Consider the following 26522-nt stretch of genomic DNA (forward strand, 5'->3'; position numbering starts at 1 on the left):
GGCAACACATGCCTTTCGTCAAAGGAACGATCAGGGGATCTGAATTTCGATCCGCCCCAATCCCGAACTTCCGGTGACCGTGTTTCGCGCGAACAGGACCAGCGTGTAGCGCCCGGCCGGCGGCTGCGGCAGGCTCCCAGCGAAGCCGCCGGGGGCAGACGCGAATGCAAGTCCCTCCTTCCGATCCTGGCGGCCGTCCTGCCACAGGCTTGCTTCCACCTGGTAATCGGCTGCATCCCAGAGACCGCCTGGGGTCAGTGGGCAGCCGCACATCGGTTCAACCTTCGCCGTAACATGCAAGCCTTCCGGCGTGATACGAATCGCAGGCGTCACAGCAAGGCCCGGCAATTCGATGCTCCAGCCATCGCCCGCAGTCACCGGCACGCCAGGCATCATCCAGCGCTGCGCGGTGACCCGGACGGCGGAACCCGGGCGGCCAAGCGCGCCCTTGACCTCCAGTTCCACCAAGGTTGGCTGGACAATGTCGAGCGTGGCGTGAAAGGCGGCGGCATCAGGCGTCGCGCGCAGCGGGCTTCGGCCGGCGGACTGCATGATCCGATCGGTGTTGCCGGTGCCGCCTTTCGTAATTCCTTCGGCAAGAATGCGCCCGCTTTCCGCATCGCGCAGGATGACTTGCGCACCGCCGGTGCTGTCGCCGACAAACTTGGCGTCCTGGCTGATGACGCGCACCGTAACCGGTGTGGGTTCGGCAAACGCCGGTGCGGCCAGCAGCGTGGCGGCCGAGAGGAACGCGCCTGCAAGGCGCAGGACAAAGCACCGATTATCAGGCATCGGCGCTGACCAGCCAGATGGCATAGCCCATCATCACCCCTTCGCCGGGGCGGTAGTGCCTGGCGTAGAGCGCCGTCAGTTCGGCCGCTGCTGCCTCCTGGACCTCCGGCGGATAATCGAGCAGCGCCTGCCCGAAGGCGAGGGCATGGCGGACGAAGGCCTGCGCCTGTTCCGCCGTGGAGCCCGGGCCACCCACGGGCAGTTCGCCCTTGGCAGCGACGATATTCACATTGCTGAAGCCTGCCGCGATGAGCGTTTCTTCCATGTATTCGCGCTCTTCGAAGGCAAACGGCCCCGGTGCGCGCGGCACGGGCGCGGGCATTTCGACATGGCGCCTGGCCACCGCCATGCCATCAAGCATCCACGGGTTCTGCTGCGGCGGCCCCCAGACGGCCAGATCGAGGCGCCCGCCCGGTTTGAGCAGACCGCGCAGGTTTGTGAAGGCTGCCACAGGCTCGGCAAAGAACATCGAGCCGAAGCGCGAACAGAGCCGGTCGAACGGTGCGTCGGGCACCGAAACCGTGGCCGCATCGGCGCAGATGAAGCGGGCATTGGCAATCCCGGCCGCCGCCGCGCGGCGCGTGGTTGCAGCGGCAAGATCAGGGGAAATGTCGATCCCGACAACTTCGCCATCCGGGGCTACGGCCTGAGCAATGGCAAGGCTGGTCGCCCCGCCGCCGAAACCGATATCCACGACACGTTCACCGGGCCGGTAGGCCGCATGCGCCAGCAGCGCCTCGCCTGCCGGGGCGATGGTGTTCTCAAAACCGGTGAGGTTGGCAAGCCAGCGCGCGCCCATCTCGCCCGCCCAGTCTTCATATTTGAGAGCATCGGCATGGTGGTGGTGGGCGTCAGTCATCGCGGGTCTCCTGTGGTGCTTGGCGCACCATAATCGCGCAGGCCAAAAAGAAAAGTGACCAGTCGCTTTCTTTATGGCAGGGTGTCTGCATGAACCGTCCTTATCTCTCCGCCGACTTGCGCCGGGCCGAGACCGTGGTGACCGTGATCGGACTGGCTGCCAGCCATGATCCGGCCGTGATGACCACCGGGCAGATAGCAGCGGCCATGGGCGTGTCACAGGGCGCGCTGTTCCGCCATTTTCCGGACAAGATGGCGATCTGGACCGCCGTGCTCGAATGGACCTGCGCTGAACTGAACCACCGCTTCGACACCTTGTCGGAAGGCCCGCCGCTCGCCCGGCTGGAGGCGATGCTGGCCGCGCATGTCGATTTCGTCATCGAGCGGCCGGGCGTGCCGCGCATCCTGTTCGGCGAACTGCAGCGCGCCGGCGACACCCCGACCAAGGCCATCGCCCGCCAGCTGATGGCCGGATACCGGGCGCGGGTGGCGCATAAACTGCTTGCTGCGCGCGAGATCGGCGAGATCGCCGACGCTACCGATGTGGAGGCCGCGACCGTCATGTTCCTTGCGATGGTGCAGGGCATGGTCATGCAGGGGCTGGCAATCGACGATTTCTCGGCCATGCCAGTGCTCGCCCGCCGGCTGTTCGGCCTGTTCCGGCAAAGCCTGGGAGCCGCGCCATGCGCATAGTCCTTCCGCAAAGCCGACGCGCCCTGCTGCTGTTGGCGGTGCTCGCCACCTTGGTGCTCCTGCTGGGCTTCGTAGCTGTTCGGTCCGGCCCGCTGGCCCCGGTGAAGGTCACGGTTGCCAGCATCGAGGAGCGCGCGATTACCCCAGCCCTGTTCGGGATCGGTACTGTCGAAGCACGCTACATTCACCGTATTGGCCCGACCGCGCCTGGTCGCGTCGCCAGCTTGGCCGTCGACGTGGGTGACCGGGTGGAAGCCGGGCAGGTGCTGGCTCTGATCGATCCGATCGATCTTGACCAGCGCATCGCCGCCGCAACCGGCAGTGCCGGTCGTTCTGCCGCGCTGGAGCAAGCGGCGGCCTCGCAGGTGGCGGATGCCAGCGCGCGTCTGGCCCTGGCCCGCAGCGAAGCGATCCGAGGCGAGGAACTGTTCAGGGGCGGCTGGCTGACGCGTACCGCACTCGACCAACGGCGCCAGGCGCTGGCGGCTGCCGAAGCCGGACTGGCTGCGGCGCAGGCGAATCGAACGGCGGCCACTCAGGATCGCGGCCGTACGGGGGCGGAACGTGCCGCCCTGCAGGAGCAGAAGGCCAACCTGCGCCTCGTCGCCCCTAAGGCCGGGCTGGTCGTGCGCCGCCTCGCTGAACCGGGGACGACCGTGGTGGCCGGCCAAGCCGTCGTTGAAATCGTCGACCCGGGAGAGCTGTGGATCAATGCCCGGTTCGACCAGACCCGCGCGGGCGGCATCGCGGCAGGCCTGTCAGCGCGCATCGTCCTGCGTTCGCGGATCGATGCGCCGCTGCGCGGCTCTGTATTAAGGGTGGAGCCGGTGGCCGATGCCGTGACCGAAGAGGTACTAGCCAAAGTGACCTTCGATGCCGGCGCGGGGCTTCCGCCGATCGGGGAACTCGCCGAAGTGACCATCGACCTTCCGGCACGAGGGCGCACGCTCGCAATGCCCAATGCCGCCATCCACCGCATCGGCAGCGACGTAGGTGCCTGGGTCTTGCGGGATGGCGATCTGGAGTTTGCGGTCCTGAAGCTCGGCACGGAAGATGCCGAGGGTTGGGTGCAGGTGCTGGATGGCCTTGGCAAGGGCGATCAGGTGATCCTGCACAGCGCCCGGCCGCTGACGGCATCGAGCCGCATCACGGTGGTCGACAAGCTGCCATGATCAGCCTTGCCGGCCGCGACATACTGCATGGCTGGGGCAAGTTCGTGCTCACCGGCGTGGGGCTCGGCCTGCTGATCGGCGTCACCTTGTCGATGGCCGGGGTCTATCGCGGCATGATCGATGATGCTGAGGCCCTGCTCGACAACAGTGGGGCCGACCTGTGGGTGGTGCAGAAGGATACGCTTGGCCCCTATGCTGAGCCATCGAGCCTCAACGAGGATACCGAGCGCCCCATTCGCGCCATGGCAGGCGTCGACCGTGCGGCGGGAGTTACCTATCTGACCATGCAGATCGCGCACCAGGGCAAGGATGTGCGGGTGATGGTGGTGGGCGCCGAAGTTGCCCAGCCGGGCGAACCAGGTCAGCCCCCACACCTGACTGCCGGGCGCCGGATCGTCCAGGGCCACTACGAGGCCGTGGCCGATGTGAAGACCGGCTTTGCAATTGGCGATCAGGTGAAGGTACGCCGCAACACCTACCGGATTGTCGGCCTGACCAGCCGCATGGTTTCCTCCGGCGGCGATCCCATGCTGTTTCTTTCGCTCAGGGATGCGCAGGAAGCCCAGTTCGAGAAGGACAGCGACGCGATCATCCGTCAGCGGGCGCGTACGGCTTCAAGTCCGGCACTGAACCCGCCTGGTAATCCGGCGGTGGCCGAAGCGGTCAATGCCGCGCAAGTCAGCAGCACCAATGTCAACGCGGTGCTGGTGACCGTGGCCGCAGGGGCCGATCCCGATACCGTCGCCGCCGCGATCCGGCGCTGGCAGCGCGTGACGGTCTATTCCCGCGCGCAGATGGAAGAGATCCTGGTCGACAAGATGATCGCCAATTCGGCGCGGCAGATCGGGATGTTCCTTGTCATCCTGGCCATCGTCAGCGCCGCGATCGTTGCTTTCATCATCTACACCATGACCATCGGCAAGATCCGTGAGATTGCTGTGCTCAAGCTGATCGGCACGCGCAACCGCACGATTGCGGGAATGATCCTGCAACAGGCGCTGGGACTGGGCCTCATCGGCTTTGCCGTGGGCAAGATTGCCGCCACCTTCTGGGCGCCGTTCTTTCCCAAATACGTGCTGCTGCTGCCGGCCGATTCCGTGCGCGGATTTTTCGCGGTCATGGCGATCTGTTCGCTGGCCAGCCTGCTGGCGATCCATGCGGCCCTAAAGGTCGATCCGGCGGAGGCGATCGGTGGCTGAAGGCATCCGCATCGAGAACCTGGTCAAGACCTATGGTCAGGGCGATACCGCCGTCCACGCCTTGCGCGGCGTCGACATGTCGGTCGCCAAGGGTGAAGTCGTCGGCCTGATCGGCCCGTCAGGTTCGGGCAAAAGCACCCTGCTCAAGTGTCTGGGTGCGGTGATCGAGCCGACATCTGGCCGCATGACCATTGGCGAGACAGTGATCTACGACGATGGCTGGAAAGCGGGCGATCTGCGCGCCCTGCGCCGCGATCTGATCGGCTTCATCTTCCAAGCGCCCTACCTGATCCCGTTCCTTGACGTGACGGACAATGTTGCGCTGCTCCCCATGCTGGCCGGCAAGCCGAATGCCGAGGCCCGCAAAGAGGCACGCGACCTGCTCGAGGCACTTGATGTGGCGCACCGCGCAGCAGCCATGCCGTCACAGCTCTCCGGCGGCGAACAACAGCGCGTCGCCATCGCCCGCGCGCTGGTCAACCGCCCGCCGGTGATCCTGGCGGACGAACCGACCGCACCGCTCGACAGCGTGCGCGCTCTGGCCGTTGTCGACCTGCTCAACACCATGGCCCGACAGTTCGAGACAGCGATCATCGTGGTCACCCATGATGAAAAGATCATTCCCACCTTCCGCCACCTCTACAACATCCGCGACGGCGTCACGGTCGAGGAAGCTCCGGCAGGCAAGCCAGATGCGGGCCAGAACTGCGATAATGCGGGAAAATCATAAAATGATGCGCGGCTTCCAGATCAGCCATCGCAGCTCAGTGCGGCATTTCAGGCGATTCTCGGGTCACTCCGCCATCAAATCGACTGTGCCGATTACTCTGTGTCAAATATTCCAATTCTCTAATTTATTAAATCGAGATAGTTATGTCCTCAGCCAACAAGGAGGCCATCATGACTGACACGTTCACTGCTCCCGCCATGCCGCGCATCAATGAGGCGGCACCTGACTTCAGCGCCAAGACCACGCATGGCCAGCGATCGCTGGCCGACTATCGGGGCAAGTGGCTCGTCCTCTTCTCCCACCCGGCCGACTTCACCCCGGTCTGCACAACCGAGTTCATGGGCTTTGCCCGCCATGCCGATGAATTCAAGGCGATGAACACCGAGCTGCTCGGCCTCTCGATCGACTCCAACTATGCCCACATCGCCTGGGTGCGCTCGATCAAGGAGAAGTTCGGCGTCGAGATCCCGTTCCCGATCATCGAAGACATCTCGATGAAGGTGGCAACCGCTTACGGCATGGTCCACCCGGGTGCGTCCGACACCCAGGCCGTGCGCGCCACATTCTTCATCGACCCTGAAGGCACGCTGCGCGCCATGGTCTATTACCCCATGTCGAACGGCCGCTCGATCGCCGAGTTCGTTCGCCTCATGCAGGCCCTGCAGACGGCCGACGCCAACAAGGTGGCCACACCCGAAGGCTGGCAACCCGGTCAGGACGTGATTGTATCGCCGCCGCAGACCGCAGCGGCTGCCGAAGCCCGCGCTGGCGAAGGCTACAACTACGTCGACTGGTATTTCAGCACCAAGACCCTCTGAACAAGGCCAGGCAACCGGCGGCGCGCAAGCGCCGCCGGGAACCAGCCAGGAAAGGAATGAGCATGTCAGACCCCGTCATTGCCGCCGCAGCAGAGATCGTGCAGCAGGCCGATCCGGCGGCGGTCCAGGTTCGCAGCTTCTTCGATGAAGCGACCTTCACTGTAACCCACGTTCTGTCCGATCCTGCGACCGGAAAGGCCGCGATCATCGACAGCGTGCTCGATTTCGATCCGGCATCGGGGCGCACGTCCACCACGTCTGCCGATGCCGTGATCGCCTATGTCCGCGAACAGGGGCTGGAAGTCGAATGGCTGCTGGAAACGCACGCCCATGCCGATCATCTCTCGGCCGCACCCTATCTACAGGAGCAACTGGGCGGCAGGCTGGCGATCGGTCGCCACATCCTCACCGTGCAGAACGTCTTCGGCAAGATCTTCAACGAGGGCACCCGCTTTGCCCGCGACGGTTCGCAGTTCGACCATCTGTTCGACGAGGGCGACCGTTTCTCGGTCGGCTCCATTCCAGCCATCGCGCTGCATGTACCCGGCCACACTCCGGCCGACATGGCCTATGTCATCGGCGATGCCGTCTTCATCGGGGATACCCTGTTCATGCCGGACTATGGCTCGGCCCGCGCCGACTTTCCGGGCGGGGATGCTCACGTCCTCTACCGGTCTGTGCGGCGGCTGCTGAGCCTGCCCGAAGCCAGTCGCCTGTTCCTGTGCCATGACTACAAGGCACCAGGCCGCGACACCTATGCCTGGGAAACCACGGTTGCCGAGCAGCGCCGCAGCAACGTGCATCTTCACGACGGCGTCAACGAAGACGACTTCGTAGCCATGCGCAAGGCACGCGACGCCACGCTCGACATGCCGCGCCTGATCCTGCCATCGATCCAGGTCAACATGCGCGGCGGGCATTTCCCGGAGCCGGAAGAAAACGGGGTCAGCTACCTCAAGCTGCCGCTCAACCAGCTCTAAGCCGATGGCGCTCGAAACCATCCAGTACCTGCTCGGGGCAGGGTCCGGCGGCCTCGTCGGTTTCACTCTCGGCCTGGTCGGAGGGGGCGGCTCGATCCTGGCCGTCCCGCTCATGGTCTATCTGGTGGGCGTGCCGCAGCCCCATGTCGCGATCGGCACCAGCGCTCTCGCTGTTGCTGCCAATGCGGCAGCTAATCTCGTTCCGCACGCCCGGGCCGGGACGATCAAATGGCGGTGCGCCGGAATGTTTGCTGCGGCAGGGGTTGCGGGAGCCTACGCCGGTTCGACCCTGGGCAAGGCGATGGACGGGCAGCGTCTGTTATTCCTGTTTGCCTTGCTCATGCTGGTGGTCGGCGCGCTGATGATCCGCAACCGCAAGGATCCCGGCAATCCTGATGCCCAATGCCGCCGCGAGAATGCGCCCAAGGTGATGGGCTATGGCCTTGGCACCGGGCTTTTTTCCGGCTTTTTCGGGATTGGCGGCGGGTTTCTCATCGTTCCGGCCCTGATGGCATCGACCGCCATGCCGATGCGCAACGCGGTCGGCTCGTCCCTTGTCGCCGTCACCGCTTTCGGACTGACGGCAGCGGTCAACTACGCTTTGTCCGGGCTCGTGGACTGGACCCTGGCAGGTGCCTTCATCGCGGGCGGGGTTGCTGGTGGTGTGGCAGGGACCCTGTTGTCACAGCGACTGTCGGCAATGAAAGGAGCGCTCAACACTCTGTTCGCAGGGCTGATCTTCGTCGTCGCGATCTATACGCTGTGGCGAAGTGCGTTCGGATAACGCCGACGCAGAACTCCAATAAATCGTAATGTTCCCCGCAATAGAGTGTTATAAATATCTATTTTACAATCAATTTTTCCGTCAGGTCTAAAAATTATTTCTTAGGACTTCTGACGTCAAAAGGAGAGAGATGAACAAGCGTGTCCGTCGAAATTCGTCAGCTTCGTTTCGCGGTCATGTCCGCAGACCTTCGCAGCTTCTCGAGAGCGGCCTCCCGGCTTAATGTGAAGCAGGCAACGCTCAGCCGAAGCGTCCTGCAACTTGAAGACCGGCTTGGCGTCAAATTGTTCGAGCGGACGACACGCGGCGCGGAGCCTACCGAAGCCGGCAAGGTCTTTCTCGAGTCCGCACGTCGCATCATCACCGACCTCGACAATCTCCAGACCACGGCGCGGGCAATCGGCTATGGCGAGCAAGGCCGCTTCGCAGTGGGTTATTGCTCCTCGCTCATGGCCGGGCACCTCAAGGCCGCCTTCTCGGATTATCTGACCCGGTTTCCCGATGTGCAGTTCGACGGAGTCGAAGGCGATCCGGACAAGCTGTGCAGCGATCTGCGCGCCGGGACGATCGACGTTGCGATCGCGCCGCTCGGCAGCGAAGAACAGGGGATTGCATCGCGCCCGGTATGGTCGGAACGGCTCGTCGCGGCCCTCTACCCCGAGCATCCCTTGCTCGAGGCAAGCCGGATCTACTGGGGCGATCTTCGCCGCGAGGTCTTTGTTGTCCCGCGCCAGGGCATTGGCCAGATCATCCGGAACCTGATCACGGCGCGCCTCACCGGGCAGGGCTATCGCCCCAATATCATCACCCAGGAAACCAGCCTCGAGAGCGTGCTCAGCATGGTTCCGGTCGGCCGCTTCATCGCCATTGCCACCGAAGCGTCGATGGGCGTTACGTGGCCGGAGCTGCAGTTCCGGGACATCTATGACAATGGCGGCACGGCGCGGATCGATTTTGCGCTCTACTGGCGTCAGGACAACGAGAACCCGGCGCTGCAGCGCTTCTTCACGATGATCAACGAGCGTTACCCCGCCTGACCGCGCTTCGCCTTGGCAAAGGCGCGGTCGCTGGCGATGAACCGCTCCAGCATGGGCGGGATCAGGCGTTCGACCGTTGGCGCGCCCGCTGCGGCCCCGCCATTGACCGCCGCCGCATAAGCCAGAAGCTCGCGGTGCAGCCGCGCCGGCAGCTCGATGGTCAGCCGCACCGGCTTTTCATCGGCAATGTCCGATAGCTTCAGGCGCGTCATTGCCCCGCTCCCAGAACGAGGTCGCGGGTGACCAGCACCCGCACCGGAAAACCCGGACGGATGGTCAGCGTCGGCCGGACGTTGAGTTCGCGGCTGACGATCTGCTCGCCGGCGCGATTGATGCTGTCCTGCGTCCCGCGACGGAAGGCACGGGCCAGATTGCCCTCATCGCCGGAACCCAGTTCCGCGCCGGCGCCGAGCAGGGTCGAGACCAGCGCGGCCTTGAGCACCCCGCCCCAGTGATAGTCGGTGCCGTCCTGCAGCCCGGCAAAGCCCTGAGTGTCGGAAGCCGGCTGCCGCTCGAGCACGATCGAGCGGCCATCAGGCAGGATCAGCCGGTTCCAGGCGAGCAGGACCCGGCTCTGACCGAAAGCGACATCGGCGTCATAGTCGCCAATCAGCCGCGAGCCCTGCGGGATCAGCAGAATGCGCCCCGTCGGGCTGTCATAGACGTTCTGGGTCACCTGGGCGGTCACCAGGCCCGGCAGGTCCGAACGGATCCCGGTGATCAGCGCAGCCGGGATAACCGAACCTGCCTGGAGGATAGCAGGGGCGGCCAGCCCCACTAGCCGTTCGCCCGAAACCGTCCGCCGATCACTGGCGCGCTCGAGGAAGGCCTGCCGACGCGCCGCATCGGATGAAGGGGGCCCATCAAGTGCAACTGTCGGCGCATCGCCTCCCACAGGCAGACTGGGCAGACTGCCTGCGGCAGAACCCGCGCTCCCGCCTCCGAAGAACAGGCGACTGCCGCGGGCGGCTTCTCGCTCCTGCTCGGCGCGCTGCCGGGCGGCGGCGGCCGCGTCTGCAGCGGGATTGGTCGCAGGCCCGGTCCCGGCTGGTGGCAGGGCGGCCACATCGCCGCGCTGCCGGGCATCGAATATCGGCTTGCCGAGATCGCCGGGAAGCGGCGGGCCGAGCTTGGGCACCTGACCATAGTCCTTGGGCGCCCCGGCGAGATTGTCGGCCACGGCGACGCCATCGGTGTTGTAGAGTTCCTCGGCGCCCTTTCGCCCCTCGGGCTGGAGGGCATAGATCAGGGCGCCGCCGATCAGCGCACAGGGGAAGGCGTTCCCCTTCCGGCAATTCCGACAGCTTATCATGGTCGGCTCCGGCATCAGCGAACGCACATCAAATCGTAGTTCTTCATCCGATGGGGGCGTTTCCGCCGCCAAGGGAAATCCTGCCGCTACCGGTCATCGACGAATTCTTTTGCCCGTTGTTCACTGGTTGTGATTATAGAGCGGACATGGACAGCGTGGATTATGGTATTGGGGCCTATTCGGCACTCGAGGCCGCCCGGATGGTCGGGATGAGCCAATCCACGCTCCGTCGCTGGTTGCTGGGCTATGAGCATGACAGCAAGCCGGAACCCGCGCTCTGGCACCCCCAGTATGAGCCTGACGAAGACGGCGTCCTGCTGGGCTTTCGCGATCTGGTCGAAGCCCGGATCGTCAATGCATTGCGCAAGCAGCGGATCGGCCTTCCAACGATCAGAAAATGCATTGAACGGGCGCGAGAGATTGTTGGTGACGAGCGGCCTTTCTCGACGCAGGCTTTCAGGACCGATGGGAAGACCATCTTTCTCGAGATAACCCGGGACCTAGATGAGCCGGAGTTCATCGATCTCAGGAAGAGCCAGGGTGTCTTCAAGCGGGTCGTGGAACCAAGCCTGCATGATCTCGATTTTGGTCCGGCCGGGGCCGAACGCTGGTGGCTCCTTCACGGCAAGAAAACCGTCGTTGCCGATCCCACCAGATCTTTCGGTCAACCGATATTGGCCCAATGTGGCATATCAACCGCCCGCATGGTCGACGCCGTCGCAGCCGAAGGTTCGGTCGAGCAAGCGGCGCGGGTCTACGAAATCAAGCCGCGGCTGATTCGTGATGCTCTTGCCTATGAGGCGAGCATCGGCAACCGAAAGGCGGCATGAAGCTACTCGTCGACAACAATCTGCCGCCAAGGCTCGGCAGGGGCCTTGGGGCGTTTTTCGACGACATGCATACGGTGGTCCACATCAGGGACAAGTTCGGCACGGGTAGCCTCAAGGACGAGGAGTGGATTGAACTTCTTGGCCGGGAGGGACGCTGGTGCGTGCTGACTGCGGATCGCAATATCGCCAAGAAGCGACCATCCCGACATATATTCTCACATGCAGGCCTGATCGGCTTCTTCCCGGCACCTGCCGTGGCCAAATGGCCAATCGAACGGCAATGTGCCCGGGTGCTGACATTGTGGCCCAAGCTGGTCAGCATCTCTGAGACAGTAGCCAGTGGCTTTTACGAGATCAGCGCGACCGGCGACCGCCTACGCGCCATGTGACTCGCCGACAGAGGCATCGCACTCGGCACGGGCAGGCCGAAAATTCTGCCCGAGTCATCTTTCGCTACGCTTCGACGAGATCGGTCAGCGAACCGGAGATTGATCCGCCTACGCTACAAAAGCCGAACCTACGCGCAAGCTTCCGGAAAATTGGAGACAATGTGGAGACAGCGGCTCTGCGGGAGAGCTCTGTCTCCAGACCAAGGCCGGTCGGCCTTGGCTTCAAAACGTTGGTTTTCTGGGAGAAAACTGGAGCGGGCGAAGGGATTCGAACCCTCGACCCCAACCTTGGCAAAATGCCAGATTGCTTCCGTCGAGACTACGCCAACGCCCGCCAACGAACTCTATCGTCCTGAATATCCGCACAAATATCGAATCGGGACTACGCCAGAACAACCCAATTCTGACCTGTCGTTTCTTCCCGCTCGCTTACATTGTGCGTACATTGCCAAGGACTCCGGCTTGTGTAAGCAAAATGCCCGAAAGGACAAGCCGGCATGGGAAAGCTCACCAAATTAGCGATCGACGCGCTTGCGATCCCTGCGAAGGGACAGGCGTTTCTGTGGGATTCTGAGCTGCGCGGATTTGGCGTCCGCGTCATCCCGTCGGGCCTCAAGGCATTCGTGCTTCAATACCGGAACGAAGAAGGACGCAGCCGCAGAATCGTGATTGGGCGGTACGGCGTTCTCACCGTTGATCAGGCGCGCAAGCAGGCGATCCTGAAACTGGCGGCGGTTGTCGGTGGCGCCGACCCGGCTGAGGAGCGCGCGCAGTCCCGGGCTGCCATTACGATCCGCGAAGTCTGTACTTGGTATCTTGAAAACGCCGAAGCCGGCACAATCCTTGGGCGCAAGCACCGGCCGATCAAGGCGTCGACCCTCGCGATGGATCGCAGCCGGATCGAGACTCACATTGTCCCGCTGATCGGCGCTCGGCAGGTTCGTGCCTTGCGCATCGCGGACATCGAGAAGATGCAGATGGACATCGTTGTCGGGAAGACCGCCAAGCCGAGAAAGGAAGGCGGGCGCGGCGGCAAGGCCGCCGGCGGGCCCGGTGTTGCCGGCCGCGCGGTCTCAACGCTTCAAAGCCTCCTGTCCCATGCGCTCCGCTATGACATTGTGGAGAACAATCCCGCTGCGGGCGTTCGGAAGATTGCCGGCAAAGCACGCACTCGGCGGCTTACCGCCGCCGAAATTCGGGCGCTTGGTGAAGCCATCGAGATTGCCGAGCGCAATGAAGAGAACCCCACTGGCATCGCCGCCGTTCGCGCCTTGTTGCTCACCGGCTATCGCATTTCCGAGGTCATCGGGATGGAGCGCTCGTGGCTCCACGCTGATCGTGGCTATGTCCACTTCCCCGATACCAAGACCGACGGGCAGGTGCGACCAATCGGGCAGGCCGCGATCCAGTTGTTGAAATCCTTGCCCGAAAAGCGCGGACTATCGCTTTTCTTCGCTTCGGATTTCGTGGACCGGCCTTACTCCGGTGTGCCCGAGACCCTTCGAGCCCTGTGCGCGATCGCTGGGATCAAGGGTGTCACGCCGCATGTTCTGCGGCACACCTTTGGCAGCGTCGCGGGCGACATGGGCTTCTCCGAACTGACCATCAAGGCGCTGCTCGGCCACGGGGCACGAGGCTCGACCCAGAATTACGTCCACATCGACGAAGCGCTGCGCCTCGCCGTTGAACGAGTCTCGATGAAAATCGCGAACCTCCTGGACGGGCGTGAGTCGACCATTCTCCGGCTTGCGGCATAGCGGGAAACCGCAGTTTCCCTAGCCTGCGCAGAGAACAAAAACAGACTCGACAAACTCACAACACAATTATATTATTGTGTCTATGATACCGGACTTAATCGAGCTGGGCTCGCCTTGCCCCTGGGCCGTGCTGCCACCCGGCATTCACGATACGACCCTTGATGAGGTTGAGGCGCGCTTTGCGACAACACCGCATCGCAAGTGGCTGTTCAGCGGTTTCGTTCGCATGGTGGAGGCGCTGGCTGTTGCCGGATGCCGCTATGTCTACCTCGATGGGAGCTTCGTGACCGCGAAACCGCACCCTGGCGACTACGACGGCTGCTGGGACCATGTCGGGGTCGATCACACCAAGCTCGATCCGGTCCTTCTCGATTTCGACAACAAGAGAGCAGCGCAAAAAGCAAAATACCTGGGCGAGATGTTCATCGCCGGGATGCCTAACGGGCCGGGCGCCCCCTTCCTCGACTTCTTCCAAGTCGAGAAGTCCTCTGGCCAGACCAAGGGCATCCTCCGCATCTCGCTCGCGCCGCCGAAAGGAGCGACGCCATGATCACCAACGAAAAGCAGTACAGGTCCACCAAGGCCTCGATCGAGAAGCTGGCCGGAGCCTTTGCGGCGCTTGAAGCACCCACGGGCGATTTCCCCGAAGTGTTCGCCAAGGCGCAGCGTTCCGCGCTGCGCAGCCAGATTGACGAACTCGAGGAAGACGTGCGCTTCTATGAGGACCTGCGCGCAGGCAAGATTTCGGAGTTCTCAGCCGAGAGCCTGCACGACCTGCCCGACATCCTCATTCAGGCGCGCATCGCGCGCGGCATGAGCCAGAAGGATCTCGGTGACTTCCTGGGAGTCGCTGAGCAGCAGATCCAGCGCTATGAATCTGACCGCTACCGCATGGCTAGCCTCGACCGCCTGACCGAAGTTGCCGATGCCCTCAACGTGCGCATCGTCGAACGCGCTCAGCTGGTCGGCAGTCCGAAGCTCGATAGCGTCGATCCTTCGGTCTGGCAGGCATTCCCGCTCGCCGAAATGTACAAGCGCGGATGGTTTGAGGACTTCTCGGGCACGCTCTCTCAGGCGAAGAAGTCCGCAGGCGCTCTAATTCCGGCGTTCTTGCATGGTGCTCATTCGCAGTTTGTGCCGATGGCCTTGCACCGCAAGTCGGTGCGTTCCAGCGGGCAAGTACATGAGGCAGCTATCGCGGCTTGGGAAGCGCGCGTTCGAACCCTTGCGGATCGCAATCCACCCGAACGGAATTTCGACCGAGATCGACTTACTGCCGATTGGGTACGCGGCCTGGTTGCTCTCAGCCTCGACGACAATGGACCACGCATCGCGGTCGATTATCTGCGCGATGCGGGCATATCGCTGGTAATCGAACGTCATCTGCCGGGCACACTTCTCGACGGTGCCGCGCTGGCGTCAGCCGATCATCATGCGATTGTCGCGATGACGCTGCGCCACGACCGGCTCGACAATTTCTGGTTCACGCTTCTCCACGAGATCGGGCATCTCAAGCTGCACATCCGGTTGGGCGAGTACGCGGCAATCTTTGACGACAATGATTCGCCCGCCGCCGATAAGGTTGAGCAGGATGCCGATTATTTTGCGCAGGAAGCGCTGATTCCGGAGGCGAACTGGAACCTCGCGGTTTCGCGCTTTACCCGAAACGAGAAGTCCGTTCTCGCCGATGCCAAGCGCTTTGAAGTCGCGCCAGCGGTGATCGCGGGGCGGATCCGGCGGGATGCGAATGATTACACCCTGTTTCGCTCGCTTGTTGGCAACGGCGAGGTTCGCCGCCAGTTCGATCTTTGAGAGGCGACGCTATGCCGATCACGCACACCGATTATGTCCCGATCCTCAAATGGCGGCAGGGCGAATACCAGGCGCTCTGGCGGCTAGCCGACACCACCAAGGACCGAACGGTTCCCCTGATCGAGATCACGCCGCCCGATTTCGACTTCGAGACGTGGACACCGGCCAAGACGATCGACGAACACCTGGCTCCTTTTGCAACCCGCCTACACAAAAAGTGGGGCTCCCGACTGGCGCTGCTGGACTGCGGCCTGCTGGATGCGACAGCCACGATGCTTGGCGGCAAGCACCCGATGTTGTACTTGTGTGAGCAGGCTTTCGCACAGAACGCAGTGATCGTGCCGGTCGTCAGGCTTACCAGTGACGGTGCTTACCGGGCAGCGGTCGGGACTGCCCGGGCTCTGATGCAAACGGGAATCGCACTCAGATGCTCGCTCGATGAAGCCATGGATACTGCGGCGTTCGACGCCGGTGTCGGCGCCCTATTGTACCAGCTTGGCGTTGCGCTTGAAGACTGTGACATAGTCCTCGATCTGGAGGCGCCCACTTGGGAGCCTCAGAATGTCCTTGTCGGGATCGTCTCAGGCGCCCTCAGCGGATCGAGTGCCATGGCAGGAGCACGAAGTGTAACCATGGCGGGCACATCGTTTCCGGCATCGATGGCTGACGTGACCGGGCCGCTCCAGTTTTGGCCGAGACGCGAATGGACCTTTTACCAGGCTGTTTTGGCATCCTTGAGCGGGGATGATCGCATTCCCGGCTTCGGCGACTACGCGATTGCCGGGCATGGATTTGCTCAGGGGGACATGCGCCTTCTCAAGCCCGCTGCCACCATCCGCTACACGTGCGATGATGGCTGGATCATCGCGAAGGGGTCGAATGTCCGCGACAACGGGTTTGGTCAGTACCGCGGCTGCAGTGGCAACGTCACCAGTTCACCGCGCTACTTGGGCGCGGCTTACTCGCCGGGAAGCACCTACATCGATGCCTGTCGCAACGGAACCGCAAGCACAGGCAATCTGAGCACCTGGCGATGGGTTGGCTCAAACCATCACATCACAAAAGTGGTGAACGATCTCGCCACGTTGTTCGGGCCTTGAGCGTCTGGCGCACCGTCTGCGCCAACCGGCGCAACGGCAGCCGATCAACCAGCAACTTGTATAGCGTTGCCCGCGGAGCCCTGAGCTCCCGCTCCGAAACGCCAAGACCTCTCAAGATCGCCTGTGCTTCAGGGCGCCACAGCAGTCGGGCCAGGACAAGCGGATCGATGTGCTTGTTTGCCCGTTCCGCTCGGACGCGGCGGAACCGAACTCCCTGAGTGGAACTTCGCTCGGCAACCATGACGCCCCACCAGTCAGGGACAATCGCCATGGCCGGTTCGAGATGCTTCGGCGCCACGATTAGCAGGGCCTTGTCCACAACCTCACCGTAGGCTGCCACCTGTCGAGGCAGGCGCTCCAGGGTATCGGCTTCTGCCTTGATCTCGACGCCTCGGATGTGACCGTTGATCACGGCGATATCGATCCGGCAGCTGCCATGATCGAGGCCGAGTTCGTCGATAACCAAGGTGTCTGGACAGGCTTGGGCGTGCGTGAGCAGCCGCCGATAGGCGGCTTGCCTGACATCACTGTCCCGAAGCGGTCTCGAAGCCATGAAGAATCGATAGCCGCGGCGATAGGCTCCGCGCAACGACCAATGTTACGCCGGGCTTGCCATGACCTATCCGCGCGCTGGCATGTCGCTGGCATCGAGACGGCGATGGATCAGCGAAACCAGCGTCAGAAGATCCTGCGCGTCGCCCTTGGACATCGGCCAGTGAATGCGGGGCTCATGCGCCGTCGGGTTGCGGAACATGCCGAAAGTTCCTTTCACGAGATTGGCGAAGCCGCGCTGTTCACCCCTTTCGCTTTCGCTCGAAAGCGGGTTGATCGCGATCATTGGAGGAGTCCCGCTCAAGGCGCGATCCACCAGCGTCGCGCCATCGTCGGTCAAGCCGGTCTTCGTTCGCATCTTTGCGGCGACGCTCTTCACGGCCTCCTGGACCGCATGGAAATAGTCGTCCGCCACCAGTTCGGCGCGGCAGAAAACGAGCACATCTGCATGGACACCTCGCGTTTCAAGGTCGCACCGCAATTCGTTTGCCCGGCGCTGGGCTTCGGTCAGTGTCGTTGCGACAGGGACGGATTCGAGTGCGCCGGCCTCGGTTACGACCAGCCCGGCAAACGCCAATGCGAAGTTCAATTTTGTCCGTATCGGCTCAAAGCGCTCGGGTTCGCGAATATAGCGCGCCGGCTTCATGGCATGCCGAATGAAGCCGAGAATCCGGGTGCGATCCCGCCTCTGGTTCTGGCTGTCCGCAAATGCGTTGTAGATTCTTGTGCGCTTGGTGATCGGTCCAGGATCCGTCATACCGCACGTGGCAATCAGCAGTTCGATCTCCGCGCCCTTCAAACCGGTATCGGTATCGCCGAGCGCACCGGCAATCGCTTCGAGTCCCGCCTGCGAGAACAGCGGCTTCATTGCGCGGCCGCCAAGTCGGCGATCGGCACTTTGGGGCTTGGAGATGCCCAACATGGCAACTGCCCCAGATCGTCAAGCTCCGCCCTGACCAGGCCATCCAGCACTTCCGGGAACAGGCGTGCCATGGCTCGCCACAGCGGATGGTCCTCATTGACCTGAACGTCCGTCGCCTGAGCTTCTGCGATTATCCGCTTGAGCGAGGACTTTTCGAGCAAATCCGACAATGCCGTTGCTCGAACGAAGGTCTCGATCAGGCTGGCGCAGTGTTTGAAATCCGCCCCGCTGAGCTTGCTGTTCAGCATCGACAACACGGCGCTGTCGCCGGAGAACTTGGTGATATGGAGGATCGGCCGCCCGGCTTCGGCACTGTGCGCGATCGAGCACAAGATCGCGTAGAGCACAGCGGTATGGGCTCGGGCACGGTGAGATCGCTCCGCCCAGAAATCCATCTCCCACTGCCACAGGCCGGGAACAGCCGCCTTCATGTCGGCCCAGCCATCTTCATGGTGTTCGCTGTATTCCGGCGAGTTCGGCCGTTCCTTGCCAGCCTTTTTCATGGCATCCCACCAACGCGACCGATGCTCCTTGCACCGCTGTTTCAAAGCCTCCGACCGACAGTCCTCCACAAAGGCCGACCGTCCCGCGCCAATCTGCAACTCATCCAGTCCGATCATTCTCGGCTCACGCCAGCCGCCCCGACCATCTTCCAGGAAGCATTTCAGGACCAGTGTCCCACGCTCGATCGATGCCGCCTCTGCCTCGTCATCGAAAACGAAAGCATTGCCGCGCTGCATGGCCACGACATCATGGAAGCCTTGTGGCATAGGGTCTTCAAGGGAGTTGAAGATCCATACCAGGGCGACGCCTTCAGCATCATAATGGACGTGGCGGGCCGCGATCTCCGGTGCAAACGGCTTCGACAGCTGCACTTCAAGCGCAAAGCGCCCAACGTCGCCCAGGTCAGCATAGACATCCGGCCAGCGACCACGCTTGTGGATTTCGGGTCGCAAGTAGGTGTTCACGGCGGTGTGCGTGCAACGCGGATCGGCTTTGACCAGTTGCTCGATTGTTGAGCAGAGTCGGCGGTGCAGCGCGGATTCTTGATGACCCTGGTATTGTGCCGCCCGAGCGTCGTCGGGACGTAGACTATTACCTTCGTACCAGGGGCACTCCCTGTCCGCTTCCGGGTAGTGCGCGTACATTGGAATGTGTCCGTCCCTGGTCGCTTGCACCCTGATGAAAACGCCACCCTCGCAGATCCTGCACCGAGCTAACGGTCTGGAACGTTCCTCGCGTCGCCGCACGTTGATCTGTGATCGCAGGTGTCCCCATCCGGCGCGGGGCATCGCCATCAACTGCTCGATCGTGACCGAACCTCGAGGCAGTTCGAAATCGGCGATCAGGATGGTGCGCTGATGACGGCTCACGATCACATCATTCCGGGAGTTCGGGCTTGGCAATCCAGTCCAAGGCCTCGAGACCGGATGCGACTTCGCCCCCAAATCGCCGAATTCGAACCACGCGGTAAGTGTCAACCTGCTCCAGTCGAACCAACCCGTCCTTTTCCAAGCGATCCAGTAGATCGGTCATGGCGCGGCTCGATGCCGTGAGGCCGATCGTGGCAAGCCATGTCTCCAGCAACCGGCTGTTCGCACAGCCTTCTTTGGCAAGCACGTCGAGAATCGCCCTAGCCTGTAGACTTATTCGTATGGATTCGAGCGACGAGGGAAGATTAGGCCGACTTGTCATTGGGCAACCATAATTGAATGACACAAGAAGGCAAACATAACAGGAACGAAATCCCCCGAACGGAGGGGAAAGCTTTCCCCTGAGCCGGAGCCGCTGCGCGATCTCCGCCTACCCCTTCTGCGGGGACACCCCGCAACGCCCCGTGAAGCGGAGCGGGGCAGTTGACGCGCTCGGTCCCGCACGCCCTTCCGGCGCGCTCCTGCGGGCGCGGCGTTTAATGGGGCAGGCCCCGCACGGACACTGAACCGGCGGTCATGGTTTCATGCGCAGGCTCGGAAAGCCGACAAGCCCCGTCTTTCCGCCTGCATGCGCAACGTCAAGAATCCCCGCCTCACTTCAGGGTGCGATTTCTGGTCGTGACAAATTCGCTGGCCGCTCGTGCGACCGGTAGCGGGAGCAGGTGAGAGTGAGAGGCTGGCGGGCTTCGCCGTGACGGTATTAGGGTCGAGAGAGAGGCTCCCGGCTGCCCGTCATGGAGGTTTTCCCATGAACATGCAGGTTCTCGATGCCCGCCGCGATGCGAGCGGCGGCTACAAGGTCGATGTCTCGCGCGGCTCCCGCGTTGGCCGAGTCTCGTCGGAGTGGTTCTCGCGGCCCGACGATGAGCGATTTCTCTCGCTCGGCGATCTGGCCCGCTCGGTGCGTGGCCGGTCGGAGCGCAGCCGGACCCGCGTCGTCGAAAGCGCGCTGATCCACGTCGAAGCAAACCGCAACGATCCCGAGCGCCTGGCGCTGATGCTGCCGGGCGCCGATGCGCCTGTCACGCCGACGCACTGGAGCTTCGGTCAGCTGGCGAGCCAGGTTGGCGCGCCTGCGGCTTACCTCCGCCAGCTTCCAGCGCCGCTGGCGGCGATCAATCTGCAGTACGGCCTGAGCTCGAACCGGACCGAGCAGATCAAGACGCTCGAAACCGACAATGGCCGTGTCGAACTGCGCGCGGTCACCGGTCCCGACTATGGCCGGATCTACGACCATGAACTCGTCGAGGCGGTGCAGAAGATCGCCGGCAATGGCACCGGCGACACGCGCTGGAAGGTGCCGGGCGTGCTCGACTGGTCGACCGGGATCTACAATCCCCGTGTCGACATCACCCGTGACACGACCACGCTTTATGCCTCGGACCGGGATGTGTTCCTGTTCCTGGTCGACGATCTCAACCCGATCGAAGCCGGCCGCCTGCCCGACGGATCGCCCGATCTCTACTTCCGGGGCTTTTACTGCTGGAACTCCGAGGTCGGGGCCAAGACGCTCGGCATGGCGAGCTTCTACTTGCGCGCGGTTTGCCAGAACCGGAACCTATGGGGCGTCGAAGACTTCGAAGAAATCTCCATCCGGCATAGCAAGTATGCCGCGAACCGTTTCGCGCACGAAGCCGCACCGGCCCTGGAAGGCTTTGCCAACTCCTCTCCGCTGCCCTTTGTCAACGGCGTCAAGGCGGCGCGCGAACGCATCGTTGCCCGGACCGAAGAGGATCGCAGCGACTTCCTGCGGGCGCGCGGGTTCTCCAAGGCCGAGACTGGCAAGATCATCGAACGGGTGCTCGCCGAAGAAGGCCGCCCACCCGAATCGATCTTCGACTTCGTGCAGGGGATCACCGCGCTGGCCCGCGACAAGGCGCACCAGGATGCCCGGCTCGACATGGAGGGCAAGGCCAAGAAGCTGCTTTACCGGGTCCACTGAGCCCGAACCATCCCGGTGTTTCTCAAGCGTGGCGCTGCCTTCTCCTAAAGTGAGAGGGCGGCGCTTCGCTTCGTGACGGGTCGAGGCCGAGAGAAAGGCTCCCGGCGCCCGTCATGGAGAATTGCCATGACCAAGTCTGTTCCCAAGCTCGTGCTCAGTTCCTCGCGCGACATCCCGTTCTCGCAGCTGGTGCTGAGCCAGAAAAACGTCCGGCGCGTGAAGGCGGGCCTCTCGATCGAGGACCTTGCCGAAGACATCTATCGCCGCACACTGCTCCAGAGCCTCAACGTCCGCGCCATACTCGACGACGATGGCCAGGAAACCGGTCAGTTCGAGGTTCCGGCCGGTGGCCGCCGCTTTCGCGCTCTCGAACTGCTGGTGAAGTCCAAGCGGATGGCCAAGGACCAACCCGTCCCCTGCGTAGTGCGCGAGGGCGGCATCGCCGAGGAAGACTCACTCGCCGAAAACGTCATGCGCGAAGGGCTTCACCCGCTCGACCAGTTCCGTGCCTTTAGCGCGCTGGTCGAGGCAGGGCTGTCCGAAGTGGACATCGCGGCGCGGTTCTTCGTCTCGGTTTCGACCGTGCGCCAGCGCCTGCGGCTTGCTTCGGTCTCGCCCAGCCTGCTCGACGTCTACGGCGAAGACGGCATGTCGCTCGAACAGCTCATGGCCTTCTCGGTCACCGACAACCATGCCCGCCAGGAACAGGTCTGGGAACAGGTCAACCAAGGCCAACACGTTCCCGCCTATCACATCCGTCGTCTGCTGACCGAACAGGCCATGGCCGCCAGCGACCGCCGCGTGCGATTCATCGGCATCGACGCCTATACCGAGGCGGGCGGCTATGTGATGCGCGACCTGTTTTCGGCCGAAGAGGATGGCTGGCTACAGGACCCGGCGCTGGTCGAACTGCTGGTGAACGAAAAGCTCAACGAGGCGGCGCAGGAAATCGGCACCGAGGGCTGGAAATGGGTCGAGGCCGCCATCGACCTTCCTTTCGGCTGCGAGCGCGGCAAGCGCCGGATCACCGGCACGACCGTTCCCCTGACCGATGAAGAGCAGGCGCGACTCGATGCACTGGTCGAGGAATACGATGCCATCGGCGAGGAATATCGCGATGGCTGCGACCTGCCCGATGAGGTCGATGCCCGGCTGACTGAGATCGATGCTGAACTGACGCCGCTCACCTCTCGCCCGGTGGTCTACGAGCCTGATGAGATGGCACTCGCGGGCGTGTTCGTTTCGCTTGCGCACGATGGACGGCTGCGGATCGACCGGGGCTATGTCCGGCCCGAGGACGAACCGGTGGCAGAGGATCAGGGCACGTCGGTCGATGCCGAAGCTGGCCAGCAGGCATCCGGTCCTGCGATCAGCGTTGGCGGGCAGGTCCAGGCTGAGCACCAGGGCGACGACGAGGACGACACGATCCGTCCGCTCCCCGACCGGCTCATCTCCGAACTGACGGCGGTGCGAACCGTGGCGCTGCGCAACGCTCTCGCCCAGGATTCGCAGGCGGCATTCATCGCCGTTCTCCACGCACTCACCTTGTCGGTGTTCCGCTCGCACGGCACCTACGGCTGCGTGCAGATCGGCGTCACCCAAGCCTGGCTCGGCAACGTCGCACCGGACCTGCGCGAAACGCCGTGGAGCCTCGCGATCCAGGAACGGCACGAGCGGTGGGCTTCGCGCCTGCCCGACGAGCCTGGTGCGCTGTGGGATACGCTGGCGGCGCTGGCGCATGACGAGCAGATGGCGCTGCTCGCCCACTGCGTCTCACTGGGCGTCAACGCGCTGTTCGAACCGGTCAAGGGCTACGGGGGACAGATTTCGGCACACGGCATTGCTTGCCGGATCGCTGCGGCTGATGCCCTGGCGTCGGTGGTCGGGCTCGACATGGCCAACGCAGGCTGGACGCCAACGGTCGATAACTACCTCGGCCGCGTCACCAAGCCCCGCATCATCGAAGCCGTGCGCGAAGCCAAAGGCGATGCGACCGCTGTGCTGATCGAGCATCTCAAGAAGGGCGACATGGCGCGCGAGGCCGAACGGCTGCTTGAAGGTACGGGCTGGCTACCCGAACCGCTGCGTCTGCCGGTTATCGAAGCTGCCGAGCAGGAAGCGCCCGACACTGACCTGCCCGACTTCCTCAATGATGAGGATGGCGAGTTCGATCCGATGGCGATCGCCGCCGAATGATTGGGCGCGCGGGGCGGCTCCGGTCGCCCCTCTTGCCATCCCCCAAGCTTTCAAAGGAGCCATGCAATGGCTGACTATTTCACGCCCACGGTGATCGATCCCGTGATTCCGCTTTCGGCGATGTTGCCGATCGAGCGAATGTTTCTTGCTCAGGTATTCAGCGAAGAGCTCGTCGGCGACGCCGCATATTATTTCAGCGAAGAAGGCGCGAGCGATCTGATCTCATTGCCAGCCGCTGAAGTCCGCTCCGCCCTCGATGCGGCCACCCCCGAAACCAGCCGCCTGGCGCAGAAGCTGATCGATGAGCAGCCCGATGCCATCCTGGGAGAGGATGATATCGAACTCGACATGGCCGGCGACCTCTGGCCCGACGTGCTGCAGGACATCGTGCGCCGTTCGCCCGAACTTCAGGAACTGGCGGTCACCATGGCGTTCACCTGCTCCAAGATGCGCCCCGATGGCTTCGGCGGCCTCGCCATGCTGATCACCGCCGACACCATCCGGTCGGAATCGACCCACTCACTGTTCGACCGCTTCTACAGGGAAGCCACCGCCAACGGGGAGATCCGCCATGGCGATTCCTGACTATGCCCGCACCAATTTCAACACTCTGCTCAGGGCTGCCAAGGACGGCAACCTGGCGCTGATGGAATGCACCGAGGTCGGCAGCGGCGAGACCCGCTATGTCCTGTGCGCCGTTGGCCGCGATGATGGTGATTACGTGATGACGCCGTTCGGTCATCTCGCTCCCGGCAACCCTTACGAGGCCTACATTCCGCCCGCTTGAGCGCGGGCAGGCCTCACCACACCTCAATCGAAGGATCATGACATGACCAACTCGCCACTGGCGGGTGCCGCCGTGCGCCCGCTTGCTTCCGCTCGTTCGGACCAGACTGCCCGTTCCATCATCGAAGCTGCCCAGGACCTGCTCGGCCACCTGGCCGCAGGTCGCCGGATCGAAGCTCCCGCCATTCGCACCGCCATGCAATCGGCCTTTGGTGCAAGCGATGCCAGCGGGGCCTGGAACTGGAAGACCGCCTACGAAGCGGTCGAAATCGCCCAGTTGCTGTTCCTGCGCCGCTATGGCCCTGCCATCCACGCCAAGACCGCCGACCCGTTCGAACGGCTGAAACTTGTCGAACGGATTCCTCGCCTCACCCCCAACCATACGCGGCGCAGCGAGGACATGGTGCAATACCAGCAGTTCTCGACGCCGCTCGGACTTGCCTGGATCGCCGGGTTTGCCGCGAACCTCCAGCCGGGCGAATTGGTACTGGAACCATCGGCGGGCACCGGGTTGCTGGCGGTACAGGCCGAACTTGCCGGCGCAGGCTTGGCGCTCAACGAGGTTGCCGACACGCGGCTTGAACTGCTGCGGCATCTGTTCGAGCGCGCAAGCGTGTCCGGGCACGATGCGGCGCAGATCCACGATCGGCTCGATGAGGGCGTGGTGCCGACGTGCATCGTCATGAACCCGCCGTTCTCGGCCTCGCTCGGCGTCGAGACCCGCGTCGCCGATGCCGCATTCCGCCACATCGTCTCGGCGCTGGCCCGACTTGCCGTAGGCGGGCGGCTCGTCGCGATCACGGGGAGCCATTGTACGCCGGATCATGCGGCCTGGCGCGACAGCTTCGTGAGGTTGCAGGAAAAGGCGCACGTTGTGTTCACCGCGCCGATCGCAGGCAGCATCTACGCGAGCCACGGCACGACTTTCGAGACCCGGCTGACGGTGATCGACAAGGTGCCTGCGGACGATCCCGGCGTCTTTCCGCCATCGCACGTGACGGCCGCCGATCTGCCAAGCCTGCTGCGAATGCTGGTCGATGCACTGCCAGCGCGGGCGCCGGTTGCGGTCTTGCCTGCCATCCCGTCGACGGGAAAGATCGCTAGCGCTAGCCGCCGCGCCGCCGCTCCCAAACCTCGCCTTGTCGCCGTGCCGCCGGTTGAACCTGCCGGAGCCGTACTCGACTATGAAACCGTCGATTGGGCAGCGACCTGTGGAGGCCGCCTGACCGACGCCCTCTATGAGCCTTATGTGCTGCAATCGATCCGGATCGGGGGCGCGCAACCGCACCCGACCCGGCTCGTCCAGTCCGCCGCCATGGCATCGGTCGCACCGCCCAAGCCCAGCTACCGGCCCCACTTGCCCGAGGGACTGGTCGAACGGGGTCTCCTCTCCGACGCCCAGCTCGAATCCGTGATCTATGCGGGTGAGGCGCACAGCGGGCATCTCGCCGGGAGATGGACCGTCGATGCCACATTCGACAAGATCGAAGCCGCGCCCGACGATTGCGAAACCGCTGTCCAGTTCCGCAAGGGCTGGTTCCTCGGCGACGGAACGGGCGCGGGCAAAGGGCGACAGGTGGCAGGGGTGTTACTCGACAACTGGCTCAAGGGCCGCCGCCGCGCGGTGTGGATTTCGAAGTCCGACAAGCTGCTCGAAGACGCCCAGCGCGACTGGCGCGCGCTTGGTCAGGAGCCGCTGCTGATCCAGCCGCTCGCCCGATTCCGCCAAGGCACATCCATCCGGCTTGATCAGGGCATCCTTTTTACGACCTATGCCACGCTACGCTCCGATGCGCGCGAGAACCGGGTTTCGCGGGTGCAGCAGATCGTCGATTGGCTGGGAACCGATTTCGACGGGGTCATTGTCTTCGACGAAAGCCATGCCATGCAAAATGCCGGTGGCGGTAAGTCAGACCGCGGCGATTCCGCTCCCTCGCAGCAGGGACGCGCGGGATTGCGCCTGCAGCACGCGCTGCCCGATGCCCGCGTGCTCTACGTTTCGGCAACCGGCGCGACTACGGTCGAGAACCTCGCCTATGCCCAGCGACTTGGCCTCTGGGGCGGCGCGGATTTCCCATTCGACAAGCGCACAGATTTCGTCGCGGCCATCGAAGCGGGCGGCGTTGCGGCGATGGAGGTGCTGGCCCGCGATCTGAAGGCACTTGGCCTCTATGCCGCCCGCTCGCTGTCCTACGAAGGCGTCGAATACGAGCTGGTCGAGCACCAGCTGACCCCCGACCAGGTGCGGATCTACGACGCCTATGCTGGGGCCTTCACGATCTTATGCGCAGCTGCGCATAAGATCGCTTATCGCGAGGAAGCGGTAATGCGAAGGAACGCGGCGTAGTCCTGCAAAGCTGCGGCATATTTCACCACGTCCTTCGCATTATTTCACAGGGTGTCGAGCCACTCCATCAGACTGGCATCT

The 26522-nt window shown here is 63.3% G+C and carries 26 protein-coding genes and 1 pseudogene; 19 read left to right on the forward strand and 8 right to left on the reverse strand.

Translation table 11 applies throughout. The features are described from left to right. Positions 1-30 precede the first annotated feature (30 nt). Both ACE3SN_RS03930 and ACE3SN_RS03935 read right to left on the reverse strand, forming a co-directional pair. Entirely contained in the window at positions 31-792 is a 762-nt protein-coding gene (locus ACE3SN_RS03930; RefSeq protein WP_374527668.1) for a hypothetical protein, read from the reverse strand. Next, positions 785-1651: a class I SAM-dependent methyltransferase gene (locus tag ACE3SN_RS03935; protein WP_374527670.1), complete on the reverse strand. Its 867-nt coding sequence runs from the start codon at positions 1649-1651 to the stop codon at positions 785-787. Before ACE3SN_RS03935 ends, ACE3SN_RS03930 begins: the two co-directional genes overlap by 8 nt. An 89-nt stretch (positions 1652-1740) precedes the next feature. Between ACE3SN_RS03935 and ACE3SN_RS03940 the strand changes: the two genes are divergently transcribed. The 8 genes from ACE3SN_RS03940 (at position 1741) to ACE3SN_RS03975 (ending at position 9063) form a co-directional block, all read left to right on the forward strand. Further along, the gene (locus ACE3SN_RS03940) at positions 1741-2343 is read left to right on the forward strand and encodes a TetR/AcrR family transcriptional regulator (protein ID WP_374527672.1); all 603 of its coding nucleotides are present in this window, start codon (positions 1741-1743) and stop codon (positions 2341-2343) included. Beyond that, entirely contained in the window at positions 2334-3515 is a 1182-nt protein-coding gene (locus ACE3SN_RS03945) for an efflux RND transporter periplasmic adaptor subunit (protein WP_374527673.1), read from the forward strand. The genes ACE3SN_RS03940 and ACE3SN_RS03945 overlap by 10 nt, the downstream gene beginning before the upstream one ends. Beyond that, entirely contained in the window at positions 3512-4714 is a 1203-nt protein-coding gene (locus tag ACE3SN_RS03950; RefSeq protein ID WP_374527675.1) for an ABC transporter permease, read from the forward strand. The genes ACE3SN_RS03945 and ACE3SN_RS03950 overlap by 4 nt, the downstream gene beginning before the upstream one ends. Further along, positions 4707-5444 carry an ABC transporter ATP-binding protein gene (locus ACE3SN_RS03955; protein ID WP_374527677.1) on the forward strand — a complete coding sequence of 246 codons (738 nt, stop codon included), beginning with the start codon at positions 4707-4709 and terminating at the stop codon, positions 5442-5444. The genes ACE3SN_RS03950 and ACE3SN_RS03955 overlap by 8 nt, the downstream gene beginning before the upstream one ends. A gap of 170 nt (positions 5445-5614) precedes the next feature. Next, positions 5615-6262 (forward strand): peroxiredoxin, encoded by a 648-nt coding sequence (locus ACE3SN_RS03960; RefSeq protein WP_374527679.1) that lies wholly within the window; start codon positions 5615-5617, stop codon positions 6260-6262. Between the two features lie 62 nt (positions 6263-6324). Continuing rightward, positions 6325-7242 (forward strand): MBL fold metallo-hydrolase, encoded by a 918-nt coding sequence (locus ACE3SN_RS03965; RefSeq protein WP_374527681.1) that lies wholly within the window; start codon positions 6325-6327, stop codon positions 7240-7242. A gap of 4 nt (positions 7243-7246) precedes the next feature. Next, on the forward strand, positions 7247-8026 hold the full coding sequence (locus ACE3SN_RS03970) for a sulfite exporter TauE/SafE family protein (RefSeq protein ID WP_374527683.1): 780 nt from the start codon (positions 7247-7249) through the stop codon (positions 8024-8026). Between the two features lie 140 nt (positions 8027-8166). Next, on the forward strand, positions 8167-9063 hold the full coding sequence (locus ACE3SN_RS03975) for a LysR family transcriptional regulator (RefSeq protein ID WP_374527685.1): 897 nt from the start codon (positions 8167-8169) through the stop codon (positions 9061-9063). On the opposite strand, the gene ACE3SN_RS03980 is transcribed toward ACE3SN_RS03975, so the two are convergent. Continuing rightward, the gene (locus tag ACE3SN_RS03980) at positions 9051-9275 is read right to left on the reverse strand and encodes a DUF2274 domain-containing protein (protein WP_118072672.1); all 225 of its coding nucleotides are present in this window, start codon (positions 9273-9275) and stop codon (positions 9051-9053) included. The genes ACE3SN_RS03975 and ACE3SN_RS03980 overlap by 13 nt on opposite strands. After that, entirely contained in the window at positions 9272-10375 is a 1104-nt protein-coding gene (locus ACE3SN_RS03985; protein WP_374527688.1) for a TrbI/VirB10 family protein, read from the reverse strand. The genes ACE3SN_RS03980 and ACE3SN_RS03985 overlap by 4 nt, the downstream gene beginning before the upstream one ends. Positions 10376-10521: 146 nt before the next feature. Between ACE3SN_RS03985 and ACE3SN_RS03990 the strand changes: the two genes are divergently transcribed. The 6 genes from ACE3SN_RS03990 (at position 10522) to ACE3SN_RS04015 (ending at position 16263) form a co-directional block, all read left to right on the forward strand. Next, positions 10522-11205, forward strand: coding sequence for a hypothetical protein (locus tag ACE3SN_RS03990; protein WP_374527690.1), 684 nt, complete (start codon positions 10522-10524; stop codon positions 11203-11205). Next, positions 11202-11594, forward strand: coding sequence for a hypothetical protein (locus tag ACE3SN_RS03995; protein ID WP_374527692.1), 393 nt, complete (start codon positions 11202-11204; stop codon positions 11592-11594). The genes ACE3SN_RS03990 and ACE3SN_RS03995 overlap by 4 nt, the downstream gene beginning before the upstream one ends. Positions 11595-12091: 497 nt before the next feature. Continuing rightward, positions 12092-13351: a tyrosine-type recombinase/integrase gene (locus ACE3SN_RS04000; protein WP_374527694.1), complete on the forward strand. Its 1260-nt coding sequence runs from the start codon at positions 12092-12094 to the stop codon at positions 13349-13351. 127 nt (positions 13352-13478) lie between these two features. Then, complete coding sequence (locus ACE3SN_RS04005) at positions 13479-13901, forward strand: hypothetical protein (RefSeq protein WP_374527696.1); 423 nt, start codon at positions 13479-13481, stop codon at positions 13899-13901. After that, complete coding sequence (locus ACE3SN_RS04010) at positions 13898-15163, forward strand: helix-turn-helix domain-containing protein (protein ID WP_374527698.1); 1266 nt, start codon at positions 13898-13900, stop codon at positions 15161-15163. Before ACE3SN_RS04005 ends, ACE3SN_RS04010 begins: the two co-directional genes overlap by 4 nt. A gap of 11 nt (positions 15164-15174) precedes the next feature. Beyond that, a complete protein-coding gene (locus ACE3SN_RS04015) occupies positions 15175-16263 on the forward strand; it encodes a beta family protein (protein ID WP_374527700.1) in 1089 nt (362 codons plus the stop codon). On the opposite strand, the gene ACE3SN_RS04020 is transcribed toward ACE3SN_RS04015, so the two are convergent. The 4 genes from ACE3SN_RS04020 to ACE3SN_RS04035 all read right to left on the reverse strand — a co-directional run bounded on the left by ACE3SN_RS04020 (position 16220) and on the right by ACE3SN_RS04035 (position 19357). Beyond that, entirely contained in the window at positions 16220-16816 is a 597-nt protein-coding gene (locus ACE3SN_RS04020; RefSeq protein WP_374527702.1) for a sce7726 family protein, read from the reverse strand. The genes ACE3SN_RS04015 and ACE3SN_RS04020 overlap by 44 nt on opposite strands. Before the next feature lie 66 nt (positions 16817-16882). Beyond that, positions 16883-17683, reverse strand: a complete 801-nt coding sequence (locus tag ACE3SN_RS04025) for a TIGR02391 family protein (RefSeq protein ID WP_374527704.1) — start codon at positions 17681-17683, stop codon at positions 16883-16885. After that, on the reverse strand, positions 17680-19110 hold the full coding sequence (locus tag ACE3SN_RS04030; RefSeq protein WP_374527706.1) for a hypothetical protein: 1431 nt from the start codon (positions 19108-19110) through the stop codon (positions 17680-17682). Before ACE3SN_RS04030 ends, ACE3SN_RS04025 begins: the two co-directional genes overlap by 4 nt. Positions 19111-19117: 7 nt before the next feature. Next, positions 19118-19357 (reverse strand): hypothetical protein, encoded by a 240-nt coding sequence (locus tag ACE3SN_RS04035; protein ID WP_374527708.1) that lies wholly within the window; start codon positions 19355-19357, stop codon positions 19118-19120. 561 nt (positions 19358-19918) lie between these two features. Between ACE3SN_RS04035 and ACE3SN_RS04040 the strand changes: the two genes are divergently transcribed. The 5 genes and pseudogenes from ACE3SN_RS04040 to ACE3SN_RS04060 form a co-directional block, all read left to right on the forward strand. Further along, positions 19919-21112: a DUF932 domain-containing protein gene (locus tag ACE3SN_RS04040; protein WP_374527710.1), complete on the forward strand. Its 1194-nt coding sequence runs from the start codon at positions 19919-19921 to the stop codon at positions 21110-21112. Positions 21113-21238: 126 nt separating this feature from the next. Beyond that, complete coding sequence (locus tag ACE3SN_RS04045) at positions 21239-23308, forward strand: ParB/RepB/Spo0J family partition protein (protein ID WP_374527712.1); 2070 nt, start codon at positions 21239-21241, stop codon at positions 23306-23308. Between the two features lie 66 nt (positions 23309-23374). After that, entirely contained in the window at positions 23375-23893 is a 519-nt protein-coding gene (locus tag ACE3SN_RS04050) for a hypothetical protein (protein WP_374527714.1), read from the forward strand. Continuing rightward, positions 23880-24095, forward strand: a complete 216-nt coding sequence (locus ACE3SN_RS04055; RefSeq protein WP_374527716.1) for a DUF6117 family protein — start codon at positions 23880-23882, stop codon at positions 24093-24095. Before ACE3SN_RS04050 ends, ACE3SN_RS04055 begins: the two co-directional genes overlap by 14 nt. Before the next feature lie 42 nt (positions 24096-24137). Next, positions 24138-26378 (forward strand): annotated as a pseudogene (locus ACE3SN_RS04060) (strawberry notch-like NTP hydrolase domain-containing protein); the annotation flags it as partial. Positions 26379-26522 lie beyond the last annotated feature (144 nt).

The organism is Novosphingobium sp., from assembly GCF_041915465.1.
GTDB lineage: Bacteria > Pseudomonadota > Alphaproteobacteria > Sphingomonadales > Sphingomonadaceae > Novosphingobium.

Coding starts and splice junctions, on each gene's coding strand:
- ACE3SN_RS03930 (WP_374527668.1), bottom strand. CDS start 792: ATGCCTGATAATCGGTGCTTTGTCCTGCGCCTTGCAGGCGCGTTCCTC.
- ACE3SN_RS03935 (WP_374527670.1), bottom strand. CDS start 1,651: ATGACTGACGCCCACCACCACCATGCCGATGCTCTCAAATATGAAGAC.
- ACE3SN_RS03940 (WP_374527672.1), top strand. CDS start 1,741: ATGAACCGTCCTTATCTCTCCGCCGACTTGCGCCGGGCCGAGACCGTG.
- ACE3SN_RS03945 (WP_374527673.1), top strand. CDS start 2,334: ATGCGCATAGTCCTTCCGCAAAGCCGACGCGCCCTGCTGCTGTTGGCG.
- ACE3SN_RS03950 (WP_374527675.1), top strand. CDS start 3,512: ATGATCAGCCTTGCCGGCCGCGACATACTGCATGGCTGGGGCAAGTTC.
- ACE3SN_RS03960 (WP_374527679.1), top strand. CDS start 5,615: ATGACTGACACGTTCACTGCTCCCGCCATGCCGCGCATCAATGAGGCG.
- ACE3SN_RS03965 (WP_374527681.1), top strand. CDS start 6,325: ATGTCAGACCCCGTCATTGCCGCCGCAGCAGAGATCGTGCAGCAGGCC.
- ACE3SN_RS03970 (WP_374527683.1), top strand. CDS start 7,247: ATGGCGCTCGAAACCATCCAGTACCTGCTCGGGGCAGGGTCCGGCGGC.
- ACE3SN_RS03980 (WP_118072672.1), bottom strand. CDS start 9,275: ATGACGCGCCTGAAGCTATCGGACATTGCCGATGAAAAGCCGGTGCGG.
- ACE3SN_RS03985 (WP_374527688.1), bottom strand. CDS start 10,375: ATGATAAGCTGTCGGAATTGCCGGAAGGGGAACGCCTTCCCCTGTGCG.
- ACE3SN_RS03990 (WP_374527690.1), top strand. CDS start 10,522: ATGGACAGCGTGGATTATGGTATTGGGGCCTATTCGGCACTCGAGGCC.
- ACE3SN_RS03995 (WP_374527692.1), top strand. CDS start 11,202: ATGAAGCTACTCGTCGACAACAATCTGCCGCCAAGGCTCGGCAGGGGC.
- ACE3SN_RS04000 (WP_374527694.1), top strand. CDS start 12,092: ATGGGAAAGCTCACCAAATTAGCGATCGACGCGCTTGCGATCCCTGCG.
- ACE3SN_RS04010 (WP_374527698.1), top strand. CDS start 13,898: ATGATCACCAACGAAAAGCAGTACAGGTCCACCAAGGCCTCGATCGAG.
- ACE3SN_RS04015 (WP_374527700.1), top strand. CDS start 15,175: ATGCCGATCACGCACACCGATTATGTCCCGATCCTCAAATGGCGGCAG.
- ACE3SN_RS04020 (WP_374527702.1), bottom strand. CDS start 16,816: ATGGCTTCGAGACCGCTTCGGGACAGTGATGTCAGGCAAGCCGCCTAT.
- ACE3SN_RS04025 (WP_374527704.1), bottom strand. CDS start 17,683: ATGAAGCCGCTGTTCTCGCAGGCGGGACTCGAAGCGATTGCCGGTGCG.
- ACE3SN_RS04040 (WP_374527710.1), top strand. CDS start 19,919: ATGAACATGCAGGTTCTCGATGCCCGCCGCGATGCGAGCGGCGGCTAC.
- ACE3SN_RS04045 (WP_374527712.1), top strand. CDS start 21,239: ATGACCAAGTCTGTTCCCAAGCTCGTGCTCAGTTCCTCGCGCGACATC.
- ACE3SN_RS04050 (WP_374527714.1), top strand. CDS start 23,375: ATGGCTGACTATTTCACGCCCACGGTGATCGATCCCGTGATTCCGCTT.
- ACE3SN_RS04055 (WP_374527716.1), top strand. CDS start 23,880: ATGGCGATTCCTGACTATGCCCGCACCAATTTCAACACTCTGCTCAGG.